13 protein-coding genes are annotated in these 19,646 nt (G+C 60.0%); 7 read left to right on the top strand and 6 right to left on the bottom strand.

Features of this window, described 5'->3' with window-relative positions; translation table 11 throughout:
* Position 1: 1 nt before the first annotated feature.
* Complete coding sequence (locus ACFQY0_RS12165; protein WP_379712716.1) at positions 2-340, bottom strand: type II toxin-antitoxin system TacA family antitoxin; 339 nt, start codon at positions 338-340, stop codon at positions 2-4.
* A 95-nt stretch (positions 341-435) separates the two neighbouring features.
* Between ACFQY0_RS12165 and ACFQY0_RS12160 the strand changes: the two genes are divergently transcribed.
* The 3 genes from ACFQY0_RS12160 to ACFQY0_RS12150 all read left to right on the top strand — a co-directional run bounded on the left by ACFQY0_RS12160 (position 436) and on the right by ACFQY0_RS12150 (position 9,242).
* The gene (locus tag ACFQY0_RS12160) at positions 436-1,542 is read left to right on the top strand and encodes a Fic family protein (RefSeq protein ID WP_379712714.1); all 1,107 of its coding nucleotides are present in this window, start codon (positions 436-438) and stop codon (positions 1,540-1,542) included.
* Positions 1,543-1,623: 81 nt separating this feature from the next.
* Complete coding sequence (locus ACFQY0_RS12155; protein WP_379712712.1) at positions 1,624-4,956, top strand: SNF2-related protein; 3,333 nt, start codon at positions 1,624-1,626, stop codon at positions 4,954-4,956.
* Between the two features lie 302 nt (positions 4,957-5,258).
* Positions 5,259-9,242, top strand: coding sequence for a discoidin domain-containing protein (locus ACFQY0_RS12150; protein WP_379712710.1), 3,984 nt, complete (start codon positions 5,259-5,261; stop codon positions 9,240-9,242).
* A gap of 29 nt (positions 9,243-9,271) precedes the next feature.
* Here the strand turns inward: ACFQY0_RS12150 and ACFQY0_RS12145 are convergent, their stop codons facing one another.
* Positions 9,272-9,724 (bottom strand): FKBP-type peptidyl-prolyl cis-trans isomerase, encoded by a 453-nt coding sequence (locus tag ACFQY0_RS12145; RefSeq protein WP_379712708.1) that lies wholly within the window; start codon positions 9,722-9,724, stop codon positions 9,272-9,274.
* A gap of 173 nt (positions 9,725-9,897) precedes the next feature.
* Between ACFQY0_RS12145 and ACFQY0_RS12140 the strand changes: the two genes are divergently transcribed.
* The gene (locus ACFQY0_RS12140) at positions 9,898-10,542 is read left to right on the top strand and encodes a c-type cytochrome domain-containing protein (RefSeq protein WP_379712706.1); all 645 of its coding nucleotides are present in this window, start codon (positions 9,898-9,900) and stop codon (positions 10,540-10,542) included.
* Between the two features lie 104 nt (positions 10,543-10,646).
* On the opposite strand, the gene ACFQY0_RS12135 is transcribed toward ACFQY0_RS12140, so the two are convergent.
* Positions 10,647-11,750 (bottom strand): alginate lyase family protein, encoded by a 1,104-nt coding sequence (locus ACFQY0_RS12135; RefSeq protein WP_379712704.1) that lies wholly within the window; start codon positions 11,748-11,750, stop codon positions 10,647-10,649.
* Between the two features lie 162 nt (positions 11,751-11,912).
* On the opposite strand from ACFQY0_RS12135, the gene ACFQY0_RS12130 reads away from it, so the two are divergent.
* The 3 genes from ACFQY0_RS12130 to ACFQY0_RS12120 all read left to right on the top strand — a co-directional run bounded on the left by ACFQY0_RS12130 (position 11,913) and on the right by ACFQY0_RS12120 (position 14,283).
* Complete coding sequence (locus ACFQY0_RS12130) at positions 11,913-12,383, top strand: ATP-dependent metallopeptidase FtsH/Yme1/Tma family protein (RefSeq protein ID WP_379712702.1); 471 nt, start codon at positions 11,913-11,915, stop codon at positions 12,381-12,383.
* A gap of 112 nt (positions 12,384-12,495) precedes the next feature.
* Positions 12,496-13,761 (top strand): PQQ-binding-like beta-propeller repeat protein, encoded by a 1,266-nt coding sequence (locus tag ACFQY0_RS12125; RefSeq protein ID WP_379712700.1) that lies wholly within the window; start codon positions 12,496-12,498, stop codon positions 13,759-13,761.
* A gap of 93 nt (positions 13,762-13,854) precedes the next feature.
* Positions 13,855-14,283 carry a hypothetical protein gene (locus ACFQY0_RS12120; RefSeq protein ID WP_379712698.1) on the top strand — a complete coding sequence of 143 codons (429 nt, stop codon included), beginning with the start codon at positions 13,855-13,857 and terminating at the stop codon, positions 14,281-14,283.
* Positions 14,284-14,530: 247 nt separating this feature from the next.
* On the opposite strand, the gene ACFQY0_RS12115 is transcribed toward ACFQY0_RS12120, so the two are convergent.
* From ACFQY0_RS12115 to ACFQY0_RS12105, 3 genes are all read right to left on the bottom strand, one after another.
* A complete protein-coding gene (locus ACFQY0_RS12115) occupies positions 14,531-16,819 on the bottom strand; it encodes a LamG-like jellyroll fold domain-containing protein (RefSeq protein ID WP_379712696.1) in 2,289 nt (762 codons plus the stop codon).
* 116 nt (positions 16,820-16,935) lie between these two features.
* A complete protein-coding gene (locus ACFQY0_RS12110; RefSeq protein ID WP_379712694.1) occupies positions 16,936-17,568 on the bottom strand; it encodes a response regulator in 633 nt (210 codons plus the stop codon).
* A partial coding sequence (locus ACFQY0_RS12105) for a sensor histidine kinase (protein WP_379712692.1) occupies positions 17,565-19,646 on the bottom strand: 2,082 nt, incomplete at its 5' end. The genes ACFQY0_RS12110 and ACFQY0_RS12105, both read right to left, overlap by 4 nt.

Here is a 19,646-nt window from a genome sequence, read left to right as displayed (position 1 = left end):
GTCAGGCTTCCGTGACGGTCGCACGGTAATCCTCGAACGCGTCCTTCACAGCCCTCGGTACCTTCCTCGCCGGAGCGAGCAGTGCTTCGACAAATCTGCTGGAGTCAGCGGCGTTGAGCTTGATCCGCTCGTGCCTCTCGACGGCCTTTTCCGCCGCATCGCGGGCGTGGGCGATCACGAAAGAAGCGACCGACTGCCCGGTCAGAGCCGCCGCCCGTTCGATCGTCCGTTTGTCGTCCGGGCTTACCCGGGCAACAAGTCGTTCGACTTTCGTCGTTTTGGAAGGTGGTGCGGACACGCGATCAATGTGCACCTTTTTGTACCACAATTCAAGATTCATTGTTTCTGCTCGGCCCACCGCATTGAGCCGATTAGCGACCTTAATCGGCTCATATTTCTCTCGATTTTGAGCCGATTAAAGCCCATATTCGGCTCATGAGCTACAATTGGCAGCAATCTGACTGGCCAAACTTCCGTTTCGACCTCGGTGGGATGGAGGAGCCATTGCTCTCTTTTTCCAATCACGCGGGCCAGGTCGGAGGGCTGCTGGAAGGACTCCCGGACGAGCTCGGGACCGAGGCGGTGCTCGATCTGATGATCACTGAAGCTGTCAGGACCTCCGCCATCGAGGGGGAAAACCTCCGCCGGAGCGACGTGATGTCATCGATCCGCAATCGTCTCGGGCTCAACCCCGTGCCCGAACCCGTCGACAGCCGCCTGGCCGATGGCGCTGGCGAGCTGATGGTCGCGGTCCGCAACAGTTTCCGGGAACCGCTTACCGAAGCGACGCTCTTTTCCTGGCACGAGATGCTCCTTGCCAAGACTCCCGGACTCCGCGTCGGCGCATGGCGAAAAGGCGGCGATCCGATGCAGGTCGTCTCCGGTCGCATCGATCGGCCGACCGTCCACTTCGAGGCTCCTCCATCGGCCCAGGTTCCCAGCGAAATGGCGGGCTTCATCCGGTGGTTCAACGACACCGCCAGCGGAGGACCAAAAGCGATCCCGCACGCTCCTGTTAGATCGGCCCTCGCCCATCTCTACTTCGAAAGCATCCACCCTTTTGAAGATGGAAATGGCCGCATCGGTCGTGCCCTTTCTGAAAAGGCCCTGTCCCAAGGATTGGATCGGCCGGTGGTCCTCAGTCTATCAGCGACCATCGATGCCGAACGCAACGCCTACTACGATGCCTTGAAATCCGCACAGCGTGGCAACGAAGTGACCGAGTGGCTTCGCTGGTTCGTCGGTGTCGTTGTGAAGGCCCAGCAAGATGCCGAAGCCCAAGTGCGCTTCGTCCTTCAGAAGTCGAAGTTCTTCCAACGCTTCGAAAGCGAGCTGAACGAGCGTCAGCTCAAAGTCCTTCGCCGCATGTTCGATGCCGGGCCCGATGGATTCACCGGCGGCATGAACGCCCGCAAATACGTCGCCCTCACCGGCACCTCCAAAGCCACCGCCACCCGCGACCTCCAGCAACTCGCCAGCTTCGGCGCGCTCGTCCCGGTCGGCGGCGGCCGCAGTACCCGCTACGAACTTGGTGGCCTTTGATTGTCATTGGAGCAGTCCGTGCTCTTCTTACCCTCGTTTGGCTTGGCGCTCACTGATCGTCTGTCCACTATCCCAACCACCATGTCCTTCGCCCTTCCCGCTCCCATCATCCGCTGGCTCGAAGAGCGGGGATGGCATGGCGAGTTCGAGCGAAGGGACATTTCTCGAGGGATGGCCTATGCCTATGCGCCTCCGATCTCGAAGCTCCACTGTTCCACCGAGATCGAGGGCGACCACGTCATTGAGGCGGATGTGAAGGGAACCCGTCGAAGCCCTTACCACGTCGAGCTCGAGATCTATGAGCTGGACGGCGAACTTTACTGTCATTCCGAATGCTCCTGCCCTGTCGAAAGCCAGTGCAAGCATGGCGCGGCGGTGCTCGAATACCTTTCACGAAAGCCCCCCGCAGCCGCACCTGCGGCGTCGTCCTCCGCCAGGCTTCCCGACGAGGTTTCAAAATGGGTGAGACTGCTCGAGCTGGAGCATCAGGCGAAAAGGAAGCCGGCCAGCACCCAGAACTTCCTCGCTTACTGCATCGAGCCTTCCTCGGGCTATTCGATCGACAGCAGCCCGGTCCTCGAACTGCGCAAGGCGAGCGAGAAGCCGCGTTCTGGTTTGCAGGTGACCGACACCCGCGCCCGCGCCAGCGTCGCCACACCGGCGGCCTATTTCGCACCGGAGGATCTTCCCATGGTCGCGATCTATCAGGCTCTCGCCAAGAATTCCTACAACACGCCGCATCTGATTGGTGCCGAATGGAATACGGTGCTGGATGATGCCATGAAGGCGAACCGCCTTTTCTACGGCCGGGAAGGAGGGTCCTATGTCCGATTGGGTCCAGGGCCCATGCGTAGGGTGAAAGCTGCCTGGCGGGAAATGCCCGACGGCAACGCCCAGCCGGTCCTCACTTTCGATGACGAGACCAACGGACTCGTTTTCCTGCCGGTCAATCCGCCCCGCTATGTCGATCCAGTCGGCGGTCTCCTCGGACCGCTTGAAAGCGATCTTCCCCCCAATGCCCTGCAACGCTGGAAAGATGGGCCCACCGTCGCCGCCGACTCCCTCGATCTGCTCGAAAGCGCGTTCCTGCCACTCAGCGCCATCGGCATGCCCGCCCCGAAATCCCGACCCACCGAAACGCTCCCTCCGACCCCACCCGCTCCGCATCTCCACATCACCGAATCCCGCTTCGGCCCATCCTACCATCGCTTTAAGACGATCCTCGGGGAACTCCGTTTCACCTACCACCACTCGCCGCCGCTCGAACCACTCAGCAACAAACAATCCCCTGAGACGGCCTGGATTCACGACGAGAAACGCTACCTCTGCACCCGCAATCTCAAGCAGGAACGCGCGCTCGAAAAGAAGCTCGTCACCTTCGACATGGTGCCGGTCCACCAGGTGTTCCGCCCCCACGAATACCAATCATCAGATGCGCACCGCCTCATCTTCGAGGATCCGTACCCCGATGCCATGACGGCCTGGCTGATCTTTCTCGAACATCATGCTGACAAGCTCCGCGCAGAAGGCTGGACGATCACCGTGGATCCTTCCAGCGGCCTGGTCGTCCACGAGGTTTCCGGTTTCGTTCCCGCCATCGAAGCCGAGACCGACCACGGCATCGACTGGTTCCGCTTCGATCTAACAGGCGAGATCGACGGCAAGCGGGTCTCGCTTATCCCCTACATCGCCTCGGCGATCCGCCAGGGTCTCCCCAGCCCGGACGACCCTGACCTGGCCGAAAATCTGCTTTTCTGTGCGGAGAATCCCGACGACGGCTTCTTCCGATTCCCGACCAGGCGTTTCCTGGAGATCTGCCATCAGGTCGCCCACCTTTTCCAAGGCGATCCCGACGGTCCGCCGAAGCTCGATCGGCTTGCCGCCGCCGACATCGCGCACACCTTGGAGATCGACGGCTCGAAGACCGTCCGTGAACTCGCCGCCTTCGGGCGCAAGCTCGCCGACATCCACGGCCTCCCTGCCACCAAGCCGCCGGCCGGGCTCAAGGCCGAGCTTCGTCCCTATCAGCTCGATGGCTTTCGCTGGCTGCATTTCCTCGCCGAGCACCAGCTCCATGGCATCCTCGCCGACGACATGGGTCTGGGCAAAACCGTGCAGACGCTCGCCTACCTCGCGACCCGGCGCGCGCCGCGGAAAAAGGACCGCAAGCCCTCGCTGGTCATCGCGCCAAAGAGCGTCATCACCAACTGGGAAGCGGAGGCCGCCCGCTTCACCCCGAAGCTCAAGACCCTGCTCCTCCAAGGCACCTCACGTGGCGATCGGTTCTCGGAGATTCCTACGGCAGATCTCGTACTTACCTCCTATCCCCTGCTCGTCCGCGACCATGAAATCCTCGCCGAACAACATTGGGACAGCGTGATCCTCGACGAGGCCCAGGCGATTAAAAATCCGCGAACCGCCGCCGCCCGCCACGCCTGCAGCCTGCCCGCCGACCACCGCTTCTGCCTCTCCGGCACCCCGATGGAGAACCACCTCGGCGAGCTCTGGAGCCTGATGCGTTTCCTGATGCCCGGTTTTCTCGGCGATACCGATACCTTCCGCGAGAACTACCGTCGACCGATCGAGCGCGATGCTTCCCCGCAAGCGCAGCTCGCCTTGAACCGCCGCGTCGCCCCGCTCATACTGCGCCGCACCAAGGACCAGGTCGCCACCGACCTGCCTGAAAAGACCGAGATCATCCACCACCTCGACCTTTCACCGCGCGAGACCGACCTCTACGAATCCATCCGCGCCCTGATGGACAAACGGGTGCGCGATGCCATCGCCGAACGCGGGCTCGGCAAGTCGCACATCATCGTGCTCGACGCCCTGCTCAAGCTCCGTCAGGTCTGCTGCCATCACTCATTGCTCAAGATCCCCGAGGCGAAGAATCTCAAGGACGCCACCAAGCTCGACTTCCTCACCAAGGACCTGCTGCCGCCGCTGATCGAAGACGGACGCCGCATCCTGATCTTTTCCCAGTTCACCTCGGTGCTCGCACTCATCCGCAGTCGTCTGGAAAAGGACGGCATCTCTTTCCTCGAACTCACCGGCCAGACGCGAAACCGCGCCGCGCTGGTGAAGACCTTCCAGAAGGGCGAGACCCCGGTCTTCCTGATCTCGCTGAAAGCCGGCGGCACCGGCCTCAATCTAACAGCCGCCGACACCGTCATCCACTACGACCCCTGGTGGAACCCCGCCGCCGAGAATCAGGCCACCGACCGAGCCCACCGGATCGGCCAGACCAAGCCGGTCTTCGTCCACAAGCTCATCTGCCGCGGCACCATCGAGGACCGCATCCTCGAGCTCCAGGCGCACAAGGCCCGCATCGTGAAATCGCTGCTCAGCGATGAAACCAGCTCCCTGCGTATGGATCAGGAAACTCTCTCCGCCCTGCTTGCCCCTCTCGACTGAGCGCTGGGAACCTTCCGCAGCTCGATCAGCACCAAGGATCCGCAGCCGGAGTTAAGGCATGGTGCTCAACAGAGAAACGCTACTCCCCATTTGTCCTAAGGAATCCTCACAGCCAGATTATCAGCTCGGGAGATGGAAAATCTCCACCATGGGTGACACCAAACCATGATCTCCGGCACAATCCATTGCATCATCGACCCCACGGCACTTTCTAACATATGTCATCCAGCATCTTGCCATCGAACTCTCGTCGCGCCTTTCACAAGGAAAGAGACTCGCAACCGGTGGCTCCCATCAGATCGATGAGAACGACAAAATGGTTCGGGATCATTGTGAGCTTGGCGATGGTCGCCATGGTCTCGGTCGTGGCAGCACAGACGAAGTTCGTGCATCCCGGCATCTCACATAAGAAGTCCGATCTGGAGCGGATCAAGCTCATGGTGGAAGCCAGGATCGACCCCTGGTATTCCTCCTATCAGGAGATGGCAGCCGATTCAAAGTCGAGTTATGACTACGTGGTGAGGGGAAACGCCTCCTTCACCGAGCTGGGCCGGGACAGCGGCGTCAACTACGGAGCTTGGAACAGCGACATCCGGGCCGCCTACTACAATGCCATTCGATGGTACGTGACGGGTGATGAGAGACATGCCGAGAAGGCGGTGGAGATCTTCAGGGCCTGGAGCAATCTGACATCCGTCACGAGCGGTGGCACGGATTCCCTGAGCGGAGGCGTCGGCTACATCATGATTGAAGCCGCAGAGATCATCAAAAGCACCTACGCTGGATGGTCTGACAGCGAAATTCAGGCTTTCTCCGACATGCTGGTCTACCCCGGCTACTCGACCACCACCGTGCCATCCGGAAACAGGACCTTCTACTGGATGTCCTATCAGGGAGATCCGGGACGCCACGGCAACCAGGGACTCTCGGGATGGCGGACGGTCATGGCCATGGGCATCTTTCTCGATAACGAGATCATGTATGAACGGGCCCTGAGATACATCCAGGGCCTTCCCCATCGCGCGGACGATCTTCCTTACCCACCGGGTCCGCGTACCACCAAGGCTCTGCAATCCTCAACCGAGTACGTTGATACCTACACCACCAACAACTACAGCTCCAAGTCCGACTATGGTTACAACGAGGTGATGACCCATTACCTCTGGGAAAACGGCCAGTGCCAGGAAAGCTCACGCGACCAACATCATGCCTTTTTCGGGATAGGGTTGCTGTGCTCGATGGCGGAAATGGCGTGGAACCAGGGCAGCGACCTCTATGGCCATGCGGAGGACAGGCTTCTGTTAGGTCTCGAATACAACATGCGCCACAATGTGTCGGCCATCCGCTCCTACCCCGACCAGACCAACTGGTGGGTGCCGACAGCGGAGTCGGGTGAGTTCATCCAGCGCCTGGACCGGACCGCCCGATGGTTTTCAAAGGCGATCAGTCCGGACGGCGTGGGAGATTTTTCCAACAAACGGCCCATCTTTGAAATGCCGCTGGCCCACTATCAGGGGAGAGGGATCAAGACGGATGAGGAGGTAAGGTGGACCGAGCGGGCGCGGGATATCGCCATCGAGAACTCCGGCTACGAGGTGGCAGGATGGACCAATGATGCCATCGGCTGGGGCGCCCTTACCTTCCGCCGTCCGGAGCTCTGCCATGGAGATCCGATCAGCGGATTTGCAGGTGGTCTGCCGGTGTATGCGATGAACGTCCTCCCCGGGAGCATCGAAGCGGAGAACTACGATCATTTCACCACCCGCGGAGAAGGCCGCACGTATCACGATCTCACAAACGAAAATACGGAAGGTTATTATCGAACCTCCGAAGGGGTAGATATCACGACCTGTTCCGAAGGTGGCCATGCCCTGAGTTCACTGGAAGCGGGGGAATGGATGACCTACACGGTGGCGGTCCCAGCGGCGGGACTTTATGACATTTCCATCCGCTACGCAGCTTCCGCCGCCGGGGGCAGGATCAAGTTCGCCTTCGGTGGTGTGGACAGGACGGGCGAAGTTGCCATTCCCTTTGGCGCACCAGATTCCACGGGACCGGAGGATTGGAGAACCCTCACCATCGCCAGCGGCGTCTCCCTGCGCGAAGGTGTCCAGAGCATGAAGGTCAGCATCGCCGGGACCTCCCACGCGTTCCTGCTGAACAAGCTTTCGATTGTCCGGAACCCGAGGGTGCTGGTGGGGCACTGGAAGTTCGACGAAGCTTCCGGCCCGCTCGTCGCCGACTCCTCCGGCCATGGACACGATGGAAGCCTGAGCAACGCCAGCCGGGTTGCCGGCATGGATGGCGGAGCCCTCAGCTTCAATGGCAGCAACTCGAAAGTCACGATTCCTGGGTCCGCGTTCAGCTCGATCGACGATGAGATCACGATCAGCATGTGGGTTTACGGCGATGCGGCGCAAGCGCTGGGCGATTCGTCGTTCTACGCCACCGCCGGGACGACGCGGGTGCTGAACATCCATCTCCCCTGGGAGGATTCCAAGGTCTATTGGGATGCCGGCAACAGCAATGGTTATGACCGTATCAACAAGCTGGCCGTCGACTCCCAATTCAAGCACGGCTGGAACCACTGGACCTTCACCAAGGATGCCGGCGCAGGCATGATGAAGATCTATCACAATGGCGTGTTATGGCATTCCGATACCGGACGGAACAAAGCCATGAGTGGCATCACATCGGCCGCCATCGGAGGTCAGATCAACGGCTTCAGTTATCATGGAAACCTTGATGACGTAAGATTATACGACGTGGCTCTTTCTGATCATGAAATTGCCAGCCTGTATTATCAGGCGCCAACCTTCAGCGCCGATGAACTGGTTGCCAACGCGGCCGATGCCACACAGATCAACTTGAATTGGAGCGCCGTTTCCGGCGCCACCTCATACGTCTTGAAGCGTTCGCTGACGAGTGGGGGACCTTACACGCTGCTTGCAGATCGGCTGCCAGCGACCAATTTCGTCGATCGCGACCTGACGGCGGGAACGACCTACTACTACGTGGTGGCAGCGGATTTCGATGGAGTCATGGGCCGCGAGTCCGGCGAGGCCAGTGCGAGTCCCATCGCGCCCACCGGCACCTCCCCGGTCATCACCACGAACTCCCTCCCCTATGGAACGGTCGGTGATTTCTATCAGCAGACACTAACAGCAATCGATGGCGAAGGAGAGTTGACATGGTCCCTTGTCAGCGGAGATCTCCCGGCAGGAATTTCCCTGAGCAGCAGTGGGATTCTCAGTGGTCCCATCGCCGCTGCGGGCCGCACCGATTTCTCCGTAAAGGTCGCAGATCGAGATGGAGACGAGGACATCCGCGTCCTTTCGATCGCCAGCTATCCTCGCGGTGAACTTCCACCGATGATGTTTGTCCTCGCTCCAACCGATGTGAGCGCCAGCGACTTCCAGGAAACGAACGGGGCCGCCAACACCATCGACGGGAATCTCGAGTCGCGCTGGTCGGCGCAGGGAGACGGACAATGGATCCGCTATGATCTCGGTCGGCCAGGGTTCATCCAGCATCTCGAGATCGCGTGGTTCAATGGGGAGAGCCGCGTGTCGACCTTCGACGTGGAAATTTCCAACGACGGCGAGACGTGGAACACCATCGCGACTGGCCTGCAGAGTTCCGGGGCAAGCTCCGAATTGGAGACCGTCGATGTGGAGGATTCCCTGGCGCGCTACTTGCGGATCGTCGGCCACGGCAATTCGACAAACAACGGGTGGAACAGCATCACGGAAATGGAAATCTGGGGTCACACACCGATGCCTCCGCTCGCTCCAAGCGATCTTACGCCCACACCCGGAGATGGGCAGGTCGTGCTGAACTGGACCCTGGCCGATGGGGCGACGCGGCATCACCTCAAACGCTCCAACATCAGCAGTGGTGAATTCACAGTCATCTCGAGCGTGGCGGGCGGCAGCTTTGTCGACACCGATGTCGTCAATGGGATGACCTATCACTACGTGGTCTCGGCCATCAGCGAGGGTGGTGAGAGCGATGATTCGGTGTCAGTGAGTGCCAAACCTTTTGCTCCCATTTCAGAAGCAGAACTGCGTTCCCCCGCCATGCGCCTCAGCAGCACGGGGACCGAGCTGAGCGTGCGGAGTGTGTTGGGACGCATTTATCAGCTCCAGCGAAGCGAGACGCTTGCTTCCGGCAGCTGGGAAAATGTTGGTGATCCGGTCGTCGGAACGGGAACCCCGATGATTTTCGCTGCCCCTGAGGCCCTGAACCTTCCTGCGTGTTTCTACCGCTTGAACATTGATCCCTAACAGTCTGTTAGGAAGACAGGCCGACGCCATCAGTCGTTTACCCTTTCCAGACGAATGTCGAAGACGAGCGCCGCATTGGGTCCGATCTTGTTTCCCGCGCCGCGTTTTCCCCAAGCCAAATCCGGAGGGACGACGAACCGAAATCGGCCGCCCTCCTTCATCATGGGCAAGCCTTCCTTGAGACCAGGGATGGCTTCTTCCATGGTGAAACGATCTCTGTCCGGTGTGCGAAAGGTGTCCTTGATCACCGTCCCGTCCACCAGCAGGATTCGCTGATTGACTTCAACGGTGCTCCACTCCGTCGGACTCGCACCCTCGCCTGGATCCACGATCGAATATTGCAACCCGCTTGCCGTCTCGATGACATCGGCCTTCGAGCGGTTCTTCTTCAGAAATTCTTCAGACTCCGCGCGACTGTCCCGCGCTGTTCCACTCTTCCGCTTCTTATTGGGGCTCCCGCCTTTTTCCTTATGACGTCTCATGATTCAATCCACGAAGAATTTAATCAGAGCTCCCGGCCTTCCGCAATCTTGAGAAGGAGAAGCACCTCGGAGAGGATTACACATTCGAAGCTCGCGGATCGACGAATCCCGGATACCACTATCCGAGTTGCTCATAGAGCGACGTCTGGACAAGCCACCGTCATCAGCTTCCCATGAATTCGCCTCTCCTCATCGGCTCGCTTTTTCTCACGCTTCCTGCCATTGCTCTCGACTACGAAAAGGACGTCATGCCCATCTTCAAGGCGAAGTGCTACGACTGCCACAGCGCCGATGCCAAGAAGATCAAGGGAGGCCTGCGTCTTGATGACCCCGATCATTTTTACAAACGCTTCGGCAAGAACGACGTCGTCATCCCCGGAGATTGGGACGCCAGCTATCTTTTTGTGACGGTCACCCGTCCTCATGACGACGAGCAGGCCATGCCGCCGGAAGGCAAGGGGGATCCGCTCACTCCCGAAGAGATCATGACGGTCGCCAACTGGATTCACGAAGGCGCCAAGATCGGTCGCGAGAAAGGTGACAAGGGAGATGAGGAGATGGACCCTGCCAGGATTCTCAAGTTCAAGGACGGTGTCCTTCTCACTGAGCAATTCGTCGGGGAAGAAGCAGAGCCCCAGGCCGGCCCTGCACCACGCGAGTGGACCAATCAGCAAGGCGTCACCATCATCGCCACCTTCATGGGCCTGAAGGATGGCAAGGCCCATCTGCTTCTAGAAAACGGAACAAACACCTACTACCCCCTCAGCCGGCTCTCGGAGGAAAGCCAAGCGGAGATCAAAAAACTCAGTGGTGAGTAGGATTTCTCCTGCATCACCGCTGGACGCTGATCACCCGCTTGCCATCCCTCGGCTGTAAGCACCTTGAGTCCCCGCGTCTCACGGCTCGCTTCCCGAAAGAGAGGCTACTCCCCTGTAGACGACTCGCTCGCCGACCAGCCAAGCCTGCCCTGTTCCATCAGCGGTTCGAGAAAGCCGGGCTTCATGGGTTTCGTCTGCCTGTGCGGCCATCTATCGGGGGCGGAGTTGAAGGGCCGCAGGTAATCGAGCCCAAGCCTCAAGCTGGCACCATTTGGGGCAACATCGTTCCACAAGTCGATGCCGAGCGGCGCGCTGAGCGTGGCCAGCTGGAACATGGCTTCGAGATTGAAACAGGAATACTCGAGACCCGTCGCGCGGGCGATTTCATGAGGCTGGCTTCCATCTTTGGCAAATTGCTTTCCGAGCAGCGCATGGGCTTCCTGCGCCAACTCCCGCGCCAGGTCTTCGTCACCCAGAAAACGCGAAATCGCGATGACCTGAACACGATACCAGGTCCCGTGATTATTCGGAGCGGAGCGCGCCGCACGACCATTCTTACTGGTGATGAGCCAGTGCGCATAGTCGCGGAACCACTTCCGAATGGCTTCATCATCCTGCGCGGATAAGCCCGGTGAGTCTTCTAACAAGCCGATCGAATCAATGACCTTCGTAAAGCCTCTCGCGTCGAGAATTCCGTAACCCGATCCCTTGTCATCATCGTGGCCCAGACAGATCTGCGCGTATTCGAGATTCGGATTCATGCGCGTCTCGGGGTCAACAAACCAGGCTCGCAACCATTCCCCGGCGCGCTTGGCACCGTCGGCCCGCTGATCGAGATGCCAGGCGGCGGCCAGGACCGACACGTTCTTGATGAAACTCTCCAGTTCCCCCCGGTCACCCAGCGCCACTTGTTCCCGGTTTGAGTGGCCATCCCGCCGAATGAATGGCAGCCCATCGGAACTCTCGGGATCCGGCCACCAGTAGCGGCGGTAGCTCACGTAGTCATGCTCATCTCCCGTCGGCGACGGTTTTGGCTTGTCGGTGACGGAAACGATCGGCGCCGCCAGGGCTTTGTCGAGCTGCCGGGAAATCACCGCAGCCTCGAGCTTGCTCGCATCCAGAAGGAAGGGTGGTCCGGATTCCGAGCCGACGACCGAAAAGGCGGACAAGCCCATCAGCATGCCCACGAGGTTCGCACGGAATTTCATAGGGTGAAAGAGGTGATGTTCGCGGCGGGCCAAAGTTCCCATGACTCAGAATGCAAGAGACTAGAAAACAAAACCCCGGAGCTCCAGACGAAATCGGGCGGGGCCCGCGCCAGCGATGCAGTCTTGTCATCCCGCTCCCAAGCCTGAAGGCTCCGCCAAGCGATGTCCGATACCCGAAGCCTAACCGCCTATCATGAAGCCGGACATGCCGTGATGGCGCTGCTCATGGGACGCTCGATCCAGAAGGTCAGCATCATTCCCTCCCAGAATCGGCTCGGCTCGTGCCACATTCAGAAAGGCCGGGCGAAGCAGGTTCAGGACAAGCTGGAAGCGGAAATCCTGATCCTCCTCGCAGGCATGGCGGCCGAGGGCAGAAAGTCCGGACGCTACAACCTGCAGGGTGCCAGCCAGGATCTTCAAGCGGTCGAAAAGTTGGCCATGGCCCGCTCCGGAAATCCCCGCCAGGCAAGCAAACTGGTGCACAAGTTGCTTGATAAAACCCAGCATCTGCTCGCCAACAAGGCCACTTGGACCGCCGTCAAGGTGATTGCCGAGGAGCTCATCGAGCACGAGTCGATCAGCGGCCGAGCCGCCAGACATCACCTGACGCTCGCGCAAAATCAGAACAGCTGAAGGTTGTCGAAACTTCAGATGAGGTGATGGGGCGATATCTCGACCATTCCATCATCTCCTAACTTGCGACGAAATGGCAGCCGTGCATGGTTCGTATGAAAGCGTTCCGATCATGAAACCCTTGAGCTGTACAACTTCCTCCAGAACCCTCGCTTCGCTCCTTTTGGCGGTGCTTTCATCTCTCTCATCCCATGGGGAAAGCTCCAGCTGGACAGGTTGGCTGGGGCCGGACCGTGCGGCGCAGGCTCAGGGATTTGAAGCACCCCAAACCTGGCCCGATAAACTCACAGAGCACTGGCGGGTCGAAGTGGGCGAAGGCTACGCCACCCCGCTGGTCATCGGAAACCGCATCTTCCAGCATGCGCGCCAAGGCGATGATGAGGTGGTCTGGTGTCTCGACCGGACGAGCGGGAAAGCCATTTGGCGAAAGCAGATGCCGGTAGAATTCGTGCCGGGACGGAATGGGGAAAGTCACGGGCTCGGCCCCAAATCCACCCCGACCTATGCCGATGGCCGAGTGTTCACGCTCAGCATCATCGGGGTTTTGACCGCCTGGTCTGCCGAGGATGGCAAGCGTCTTTGGACCCGCGACTTCCGCGAGTATTTCGATGTCTCCCACCCCTACTGGGGGACCGCCACCTCTCCCCTCGTCGAGGGCGATCGTCTTTTTGCTCACACCGGAAGCTGCGAAAATGGCGCGCTTTTCTGCCTCGATCCCGAAACCGGAAAAGACCTGTGGGTCCGCAAGGAAGAAGCCAATTGCTACTCATCTCCGCGACTCGAAACCTTCGAGGGCGTCCGCCAGTTGGTGAGTTTCAATCACGACGGGCTCTGCGGATATGATCTCGAGGATGGCAGTCTTCTCTGGAAGCACTCCTACCCCCACCTCGGAAACAATCAGAACACCCCGACGCCCGCCCGCTTCAAAAACGTCTTGGTCGTCGGTGGCGAAAGCCGGCAGGTCTTCGGCCTGCGGATCAGCAAGTCCGCCGATGGCTGGAACGCGGAAAGAATCTGGCGACATCGCGAAGCGGGGCTCGAGATGAGCAGTCCGGTGGTTCAAGGCAGCCTGCTCTACGGATTTTCGCCGCTCAAAACGGGTCAATTTTTCTGCCTCGACCCCCTCACCGGGGCCATGAAATGGAAAGGCACCCCGCGTATGGGGGAGAATGCTCAACTGCTGTCGATTCCCGGTTACATCCTCACCCTCACCGACGATGGTACCTGCCGAATCCTGCAGGCAACCGGAGACAAGGAAAACGTCGTGCACCACTATCAGGTCTCGAAAGGTGAAACCTGGGCGGCTCCCGCGCTTCTGCACGACCGACTTCTGATCAAGGAAAAGAACCACCTGACTTCCTGGGGCTTCGCCGAATAGTGAGGACGGACGATTTTTCGTGGCCCGCAGGATTTTCCCACCCCAGCCTTACTCAGGTCTTTCCCTGGCAGTCGCAAACTGCTTGTTTCCCGTATGTTTGCGAAAGTGTCTTTATGGGTTTCAGGCTTCGTCTTGATCGTATGCTGGTTCGGCACGCTCTTCGAGAAAACCTCCAGGCGCATCGTCATCGATGTGAATGGCGACAGCCTGTTCCTTGGCCTCAGCGTTCTACTGGCAGGCTGGATGCTCGCCATGACCCGGAACCCGGCATCATCGGCGGAACGACTGGCGTCCGACTACGTCCACTTCCTCGCCAAGATCGGTGACAGGACCCTGACGCACGATCAACTTTCGGAGGAAGCAGGCGAGGACAACACTCAATCCTACGAGAATGTGGAAACCCCCAGTTGGAAGAATGTGCTCAGTGACCCACAACGGCGCTCACTCGAGCGGCTGATCTATGAAGGAAAGATCGTCCTCCACGAGGGACGGTATTCTTTGCCGGATCGGAAAAAAACATGATCGCCAGCTCTCCTCATCCGCCACCGCTCTCCTGAAACAAAAAAGAGCGGCCCGACTGAGGACCCAAGGGAAAACCCATTAACCCCGGGGCATGTCAGTCGGACCGCCTAATGTGTCGCGACAGGTAAGGTTAAAGCACCCGACGTGCCAACTTCTGAGTCGATGGAAATATTTTCCGAGAATCGACATTACTCCCTTATGGCGGGCGAGTTACGCTTGCCTCTTCAAGCTCGGGAGGCGCTGAGTTCTAGCGACAGAGTCGGAAAAACTCCCGCTCTTTGATGGTGACGGAGAATGGCGCGACGGCCTCTGTGACATCTTCCCACGATCCCTCAGTAAGATCGGGAGAGGCCTGCAGCACCGCCGCGCCCGTCCAAGTGAGCACGATCTCGCCTGCTCGATGAAGGAGTTGAAGTCCTTCCGAGGCGAGATGGGGGTCGACGTTCACCTGGAATGCTCCGCTGTTATTCGCGGCGTATGCCTCGTTGATGCCGAGGTAGAGGGTGCCCGGTCCCGGGGCGATGAAAGGAAGTGGGCCGCTGCCAACAAGCATCAACCCGCTGCTTCCCACGCCACCTGCGAAGACATCGAGGTCGTGAGCGACGAATCCCGAAGCATCGGCGACCGATGAAGGAACGAACACATACATCAGGGCTCCGACCTTGGCCACCTGGGCGGGAAGAGCTCCTTGGGTGATGTTTCCGAGGTCGATCTCCTTTTCCTCCATCGGGGTGTAGCCGATGATCTGGGCGCGGGTCGCCGTCACGCCCTCGGGCCCGGCGACAAGTCCTTCGCCAAGGTTCACGCTGCCACTGGCGGTGAGGATGACCTGCTGGCCGGCTTCGGTGAAGGTCGCGGCCGGCGTGAGCGAGTTCGCACTGAGAACCGGGGAGCCGAAGCTACCCGTGGATTTCGCATCCACCGTCACCTGATAGGCGGCAGCGGGATCAGCCACGCTAACAGCTTCCAGCGAAGCCTCCTCAATCTGGGCTTCAGAAAGCGAGTAGTTGTAGATCTTCACCTCATCGAGCACGCCGTTGAACCAATCCGATGAACCGCGAGCGTTGCCGATGGTGAGGAGCGCGTTGGCACCGATGTCTTTCATCGTTCCCGAAGCCGAAACGACACCGTCCGGCTGACCATTGAGGAAGAACTTCACGCGCTGTCCGTCGTAGGTGATCGCCAGGTGAACCCACTGGCTGTTCTGGACCGAGGTGTTCGCGCTTTTGACCTCGGTTGATTGGTGACCGAAGAATTGGTAAGGACGCGGCGACGAGGTCCCTCCGAGAATCATGCTGTAGCTATGCAGCGAGTTGTTCCCCGGTCCTACGGAGACGATTCGCGGATTCAACTGACCGCTGCCGAGCGGCTTCACCCAGGCCATGAGGGTGACCGCTTCGACCTGAAAGTCCGAGCCCACCGACAGCGAAAACCCGCTGGAGCTGCCATTCAACTGGATGCCATTTCCATATTGTCCGGTGGTGACGACGGGGCTGCCCAGAGTGTTCAGGTTGAAGCCATTGCCGGACTGATCGAGACCAGGTGAAGCTCCGTCGAAGGTGTAGTGGGCGAGAAGTTTTTCGGGTGGCGCAATGGTAAGCCGCGCGACCTCGCTGGCCACGGACCCGCTGGCATTCGTGATTTTTACCCAGTAGCTGGTGGAGGCCGCCGGAGCATCGAATGAGTAGCTGGCCGTGATGGCTCCAGAAATTGGCTGGGTCTCCACGCCGCGATCACCGATGTACCATTGATAGCTCAGGTCGCTTCCGGAAACACTCACCGACAAGGTGACCGGCGAGCCCGGCTGGCTCCGCAGAGATTGAGGCTGCGCGGTCACGGAAAAGTCGACCGGAGGGCCGGGCGCGGAGACCGAATAACTCGCGCTCCAGCTGCCGTAGCTGGAGGAGTTCACGCCGTTCCGAGTGGATCCCGAATAGCTCGTCCTGCCGGGAAGCAGGGTCACCTCGACCACGCCCGATTGCCCTGCTGTTAGAACCCCGGCATGCACGACCGCCTTGGCGAGCGACGAATCATCGGTGTAGATGTCCGTTCCCCAAATGCTGCCGCTGTTGCTGCCGGTGATCTGAAAGAGGAAAGGCCCGTCGCTCCGGCCCCGGTACCCCGACATGTTAGATGGTGCCGAAGGAATCACGGGATCGCCGCCACCGCCGGATCTGGTGAGCACGAAGGAATTCGTCATGTTCCCGAGCACGGGATTATAAACGATCCCGGTCCCACTCATCGTGTTCCCGGTGATCTGCGCGGAGGTGAATCCGAGGATGTTCGGAGTGGCGATGATGAGAAGACCAGCGCTGTTGACCGAGCCTTCCAAAATGACCGCGGTTCCGGGGAGCGCGGTGGCTTGACCGGCGGTGTTGATGCGCATCGCGATCTTGCCCCCCGGCTGCGGGCCTGCAATCGAGTCGATGGTTAGAGGCCCTTCCCAATCGCCGGCGAACTGACTTTGCGCCCAGACTCCGCTGGCGAGAAAAAACGATCCAATCAGAACAAACAGCAATCGGGAGAGGGCCTCCATGGTTTCCGGGGGGTATAAATGAACTCCGAAACCACGCCACTTCCGCGATGGTTCCGAGGGCGCGAAGCTACCCGACCCAAAAACCTCGTCCATCCCCTGAACAGGTGAGACGGGCTCTACAACCCAAGCCGGGTGGCGTGCCAGGAAGCTTCGGCACGCGAGGAGATCGAGAGCTTCCGGTAGATCGATTTGATGTGGCTCGCCACGGTGTTTTCCGAAATGCCGAGAGCCGTAGCAACATCGACATTCCGATGACCGCGCGAGATCAGCGAAAGGATCTCGTTTTCCCGCGCGGTGAGGGTGCTCTCGTCCGGCGAGCTGGGTCCTGTTAGACTGAAATGTTTCGCGATCCGGCGGGCGATGGTCGGCGAAATGGCCGGCAGGCCGAGCGAGATATTCCTGAGCTGCACCTGGATCTGCTCCGGCGGTTGATCCTTGAGGAGATAGCCGTCCGCTCCCGCTGCCAGCGAGGCAACGACCTGAGAATCATCGCCCATGATGGTGACGATCACGCACAGGGTGTCAGGACTGAGCGACTTGATCTGACGCAGACCATCCAGGCCGGAACCATCGGGCAGACCGAGGTCGATCAGGGCGAGATCAAAGGAACGCTCGCGGATGAGCCCATCGCTCAGCTCCGCGAGACAGGCGGCATGATGCGCACCCGACGTGGGAAAAGCCGCCGCCACGAGCTTTTCGAGCCAGCTCCGGATCTCGGGTTTGTCTTCTAGGATGAGGATTTTCTTCATACCCTGCGGTCCTCCACTTTTAGCTCCATTCGAGCCGAAAGCAATGTCCCGCTTGCCGAGGAGGCCAGTTCCACCTCTCCGGAGAATGGCCGGAGCCGTTCTCGGAAATTCGCGAGCCCGCTGCCGGTAGACTCCTGAGAGGGATCGAAACCCCGACCATTGTCGGAAACCTTCAGCTCGAGGGTTTTTCCGTGGAGGCTCAGCGAGACCTCGGCGTGGCTCGCGGCGGAGTGCTTGATGATGTTGGAAACCGCCTCGCGGATCACGGAGCGGAGGGCGTGGACATGCGCGGAGCCCAGCACCTCGGCGGGGATTTCATCGCAGCGCCATGCCAGTGTGATGTCGGCGGCGGCTAGCCGCTCCGCCGTTTCCACCCGAAGCTCCGCCAGCGCTTCTTCGAGGGTCAGACCCTCGGACGCAGCATTCCGGATCATCTCGCGGATCTCCGTCATCGTATCGCGGATGCACTGATCCTTCCGCGCGGCGTCCGGCGAATGAAGCGCGGTGAGCAGACCGGAGGCAATGTTGTCGTGAATGTCCAGGGCGATGCGCGAGCGCTCCTCGGTGACTCCGCGCTCATACGACTCACGACTCTCGAGCGCGTGCTGCAGCATCTTCCGGCTCTCCGTCGCCAGCGCCGCATCCGCCTGGGAAAAAAGCCGCCCACCCTTTTCCGGGAACTCTAACAGAATGGCCGCAGCCGTCCCGATTCCGGGAACCAGCATCGATGCCCCATCATCGGCAATCGTAACCGAGCGGGGAGATGGACGCGCGACCTCAAGCCCGAGCGGATGGAAGAGTCCGGCGAGAAGTTCTTTCCATCGCTTTTCCAACCCGTCGTCCGGCCCGAAGGCGACATCCAGCACACTTGCGAAGAGGTCCTCGCGACGCGGGCCCTCGCGACGGCGCAGCCGGTTGCGCATGATGATCCGGAACACCCCGCCTAACAGCAAGGCAAGCGCCAGCGAAAGTCCCGGCGGCAGTTGCAGGCCGGTCACCAGCGAAAAGTAGAGCGTCACCAGCAACAAGACCACCGTTCCCCAAATGAGGATCTGTCGCCACCACTCGCCCAGATCAAAGAGCCGGTAGCGAAGGATTCCGAACGCGAGACCCGCGTAGACCAGAATGAAAAGCAGGAAGGCGTAACCTTGAAGGCGCGAGGTATCGACCCCGAAAAGTTGCGGAAGGAGAATCCCGACGGCGAACAATCCGGTGCCCAGCACCCAGGAAAGAAGGAACCATTTCAGCGCAGCGCGCCCCACGGGATCACGACGGGTCCCGAACCAGTGCAGCCCCGCCAGGATGAAGGTCGCAAGCACCGCGATCATCACCAGAAAACGCCGCGCGAAGGTCATCGATTCGAACACTCCGACTTGCTGCGCGACCCACCAGACGACGAACAGACAAACCACCGAAAACCCCACCCACCACGGCGCGAGCTTTCGCGGGTAGTGCAGCAGCAGCGCTACGAAGCTCGCGGCGAACAGGCTTCCGCCGAGGAAATTCAGATCATTCGCCCATCGGAACAACTCGCCCGGCAGCGCCAGCTCCCGCGTCGAGTAAAGAGCCGCCGCCGGCGCGAACAGCAAGGTCGCCGCGCCACTGAACAACAGGTAACGGGCTGCAGCGCTCCCGGAACGGAAAGCGAACACTCCGGCAGAAACCAGGAAGGCCAACAAGCCCACCACAATCTGTACCCAGAAGCCCTTGGGCAGGGAGAAAAAGCTTCGACCGCTCTGCGAGGGTTGCACCGGAATCTCACCCTGCTCGGTGAGAAGGGTGAAGCGATCGGCTCGTTGAATTTCTGACAGCGTTTGCTGTCGGCTGAGAAAGGTGTCGTAGCTCGCATAGTCCCCCATCGCCCCGTCCGGCTCCACCGTTAGATCGAGCGGCAGCAGTTCGAAGCGTCCTCCCTCCCAGACCATTCCGGTGACCTCTCGCTCCTCCAGCTCGGGACTTTGCACCAGCACACTCTCCCCATTTGCCGAGGGCACAAAGCTCAGGCCGATCGAGGGTTGCCGCAAGGCGAGCACCACCACCGCGATGACCACGCTCAAACCCATTCCGAAGGCCGCAGC

The sequence above is a fragment of the Haloferula chungangensis genome, assembly GCF_042664875.1.
Lineage (GTDB): Bacteria > Verrucomicrobiota > Verrucomicrobiia > Verrucomicrobiales > Akkermansiaceae > Haloferula > Haloferula chungangensis.
The sequence above is the reverse complement of the archived record's forward strand: the minus strand, read 5'-3'. Positions and strand labels throughout refer to the sequence as shown.

What these genes read in the sequence shown, in the direction of transcription:
- ACFQY0_RS12165 (WP_379712716.1), bottom strand. Translation starts at nt 340, where the DNA reads ATGAATCTTGAATTGTGGTACAAAAAGGTGCACATTGATCGCGTGTCC.
- ACFQY0_RS12160 (WP_379712714.1), top strand. Translation starts at nt 436, where the DNA reads ATGAGCTACAATTGGCAGCAATCTGACTGGCCAAACTTCCGTTTCGAC.
- ACFQY0_RS12155 (WP_379712712.1), top strand. Translation starts at nt 1,624, where the DNA reads ATGTCCTTCGCCCTTCCCGCTCCCATCATCCGCTGGCTCGAAGAGCGG.
- ACFQY0_RS12150 (WP_379712710.1), top strand. Translation starts at nt 5,259, where the DNA reads ATGAGAACGACAAAATGGTTCGGGATCATTGTGAGCTTGGCGATGGTC.
- ACFQY0_RS12145 (WP_379712708.1), bottom strand. Translation starts at nt 9,724, where the DNA reads ATGAGACGTCATAAGGAAAAAGGCGGGAGCCCCAATAAGAAGCGGAAG.
- ACFQY0_RS12140 (WP_379712706.1), top strand. Translation starts at nt 9,898, where the DNA reads ATGAATTCGCCTCTCCTCATCGGCTCGCTTTTTCTCACGCTTCCTGCC.
- ACFQY0_RS12135 (WP_379712704.1), bottom strand. Translation starts at nt 11,750, where the DNA reads ATGAAATTCCGTGCGAACCTCGTGGGCATGCTGATGGGCTTGTCCGCC.
- ACFQY0_RS12130 (WP_379712702.1), top strand. Translation starts at nt 11,913, where the DNA reads ATGTCCGATACCCGAAGCCTAACCGCCTATCATGAAGCCGGACATGCC.
- ACFQY0_RS12125 (WP_379712700.1), top strand. Translation starts at nt 12,496, where the DNA reads ATGAAACCCTTGAGCTGTACAACTTCCTCCAGAACCCTCGCTTCGCTC.
- ACFQY0_RS12120 (WP_379712698.1), top strand. Translation starts at nt 13,855, where the DNA reads ATGTTTGCGAAAGTGTCTTTATGGGTTTCAGGCTTCGTCTTGATCGTA.
- ACFQY0_RS12115 (WP_379712696.1), bottom strand. Translation starts at nt 16,819, where the DNA reads ATGGAGGCCCTCTCCCGATTGCTGTTTGTTCTGATTGGATCGTTTTTT.
- ACFQY0_RS12110 (WP_379712694.1), bottom strand. Translation starts at nt 17,568, where the DNA reads ATGAAGAAAATCCTCATCCTAGAAGACAAACCCGAGATCCGGAGCTGG.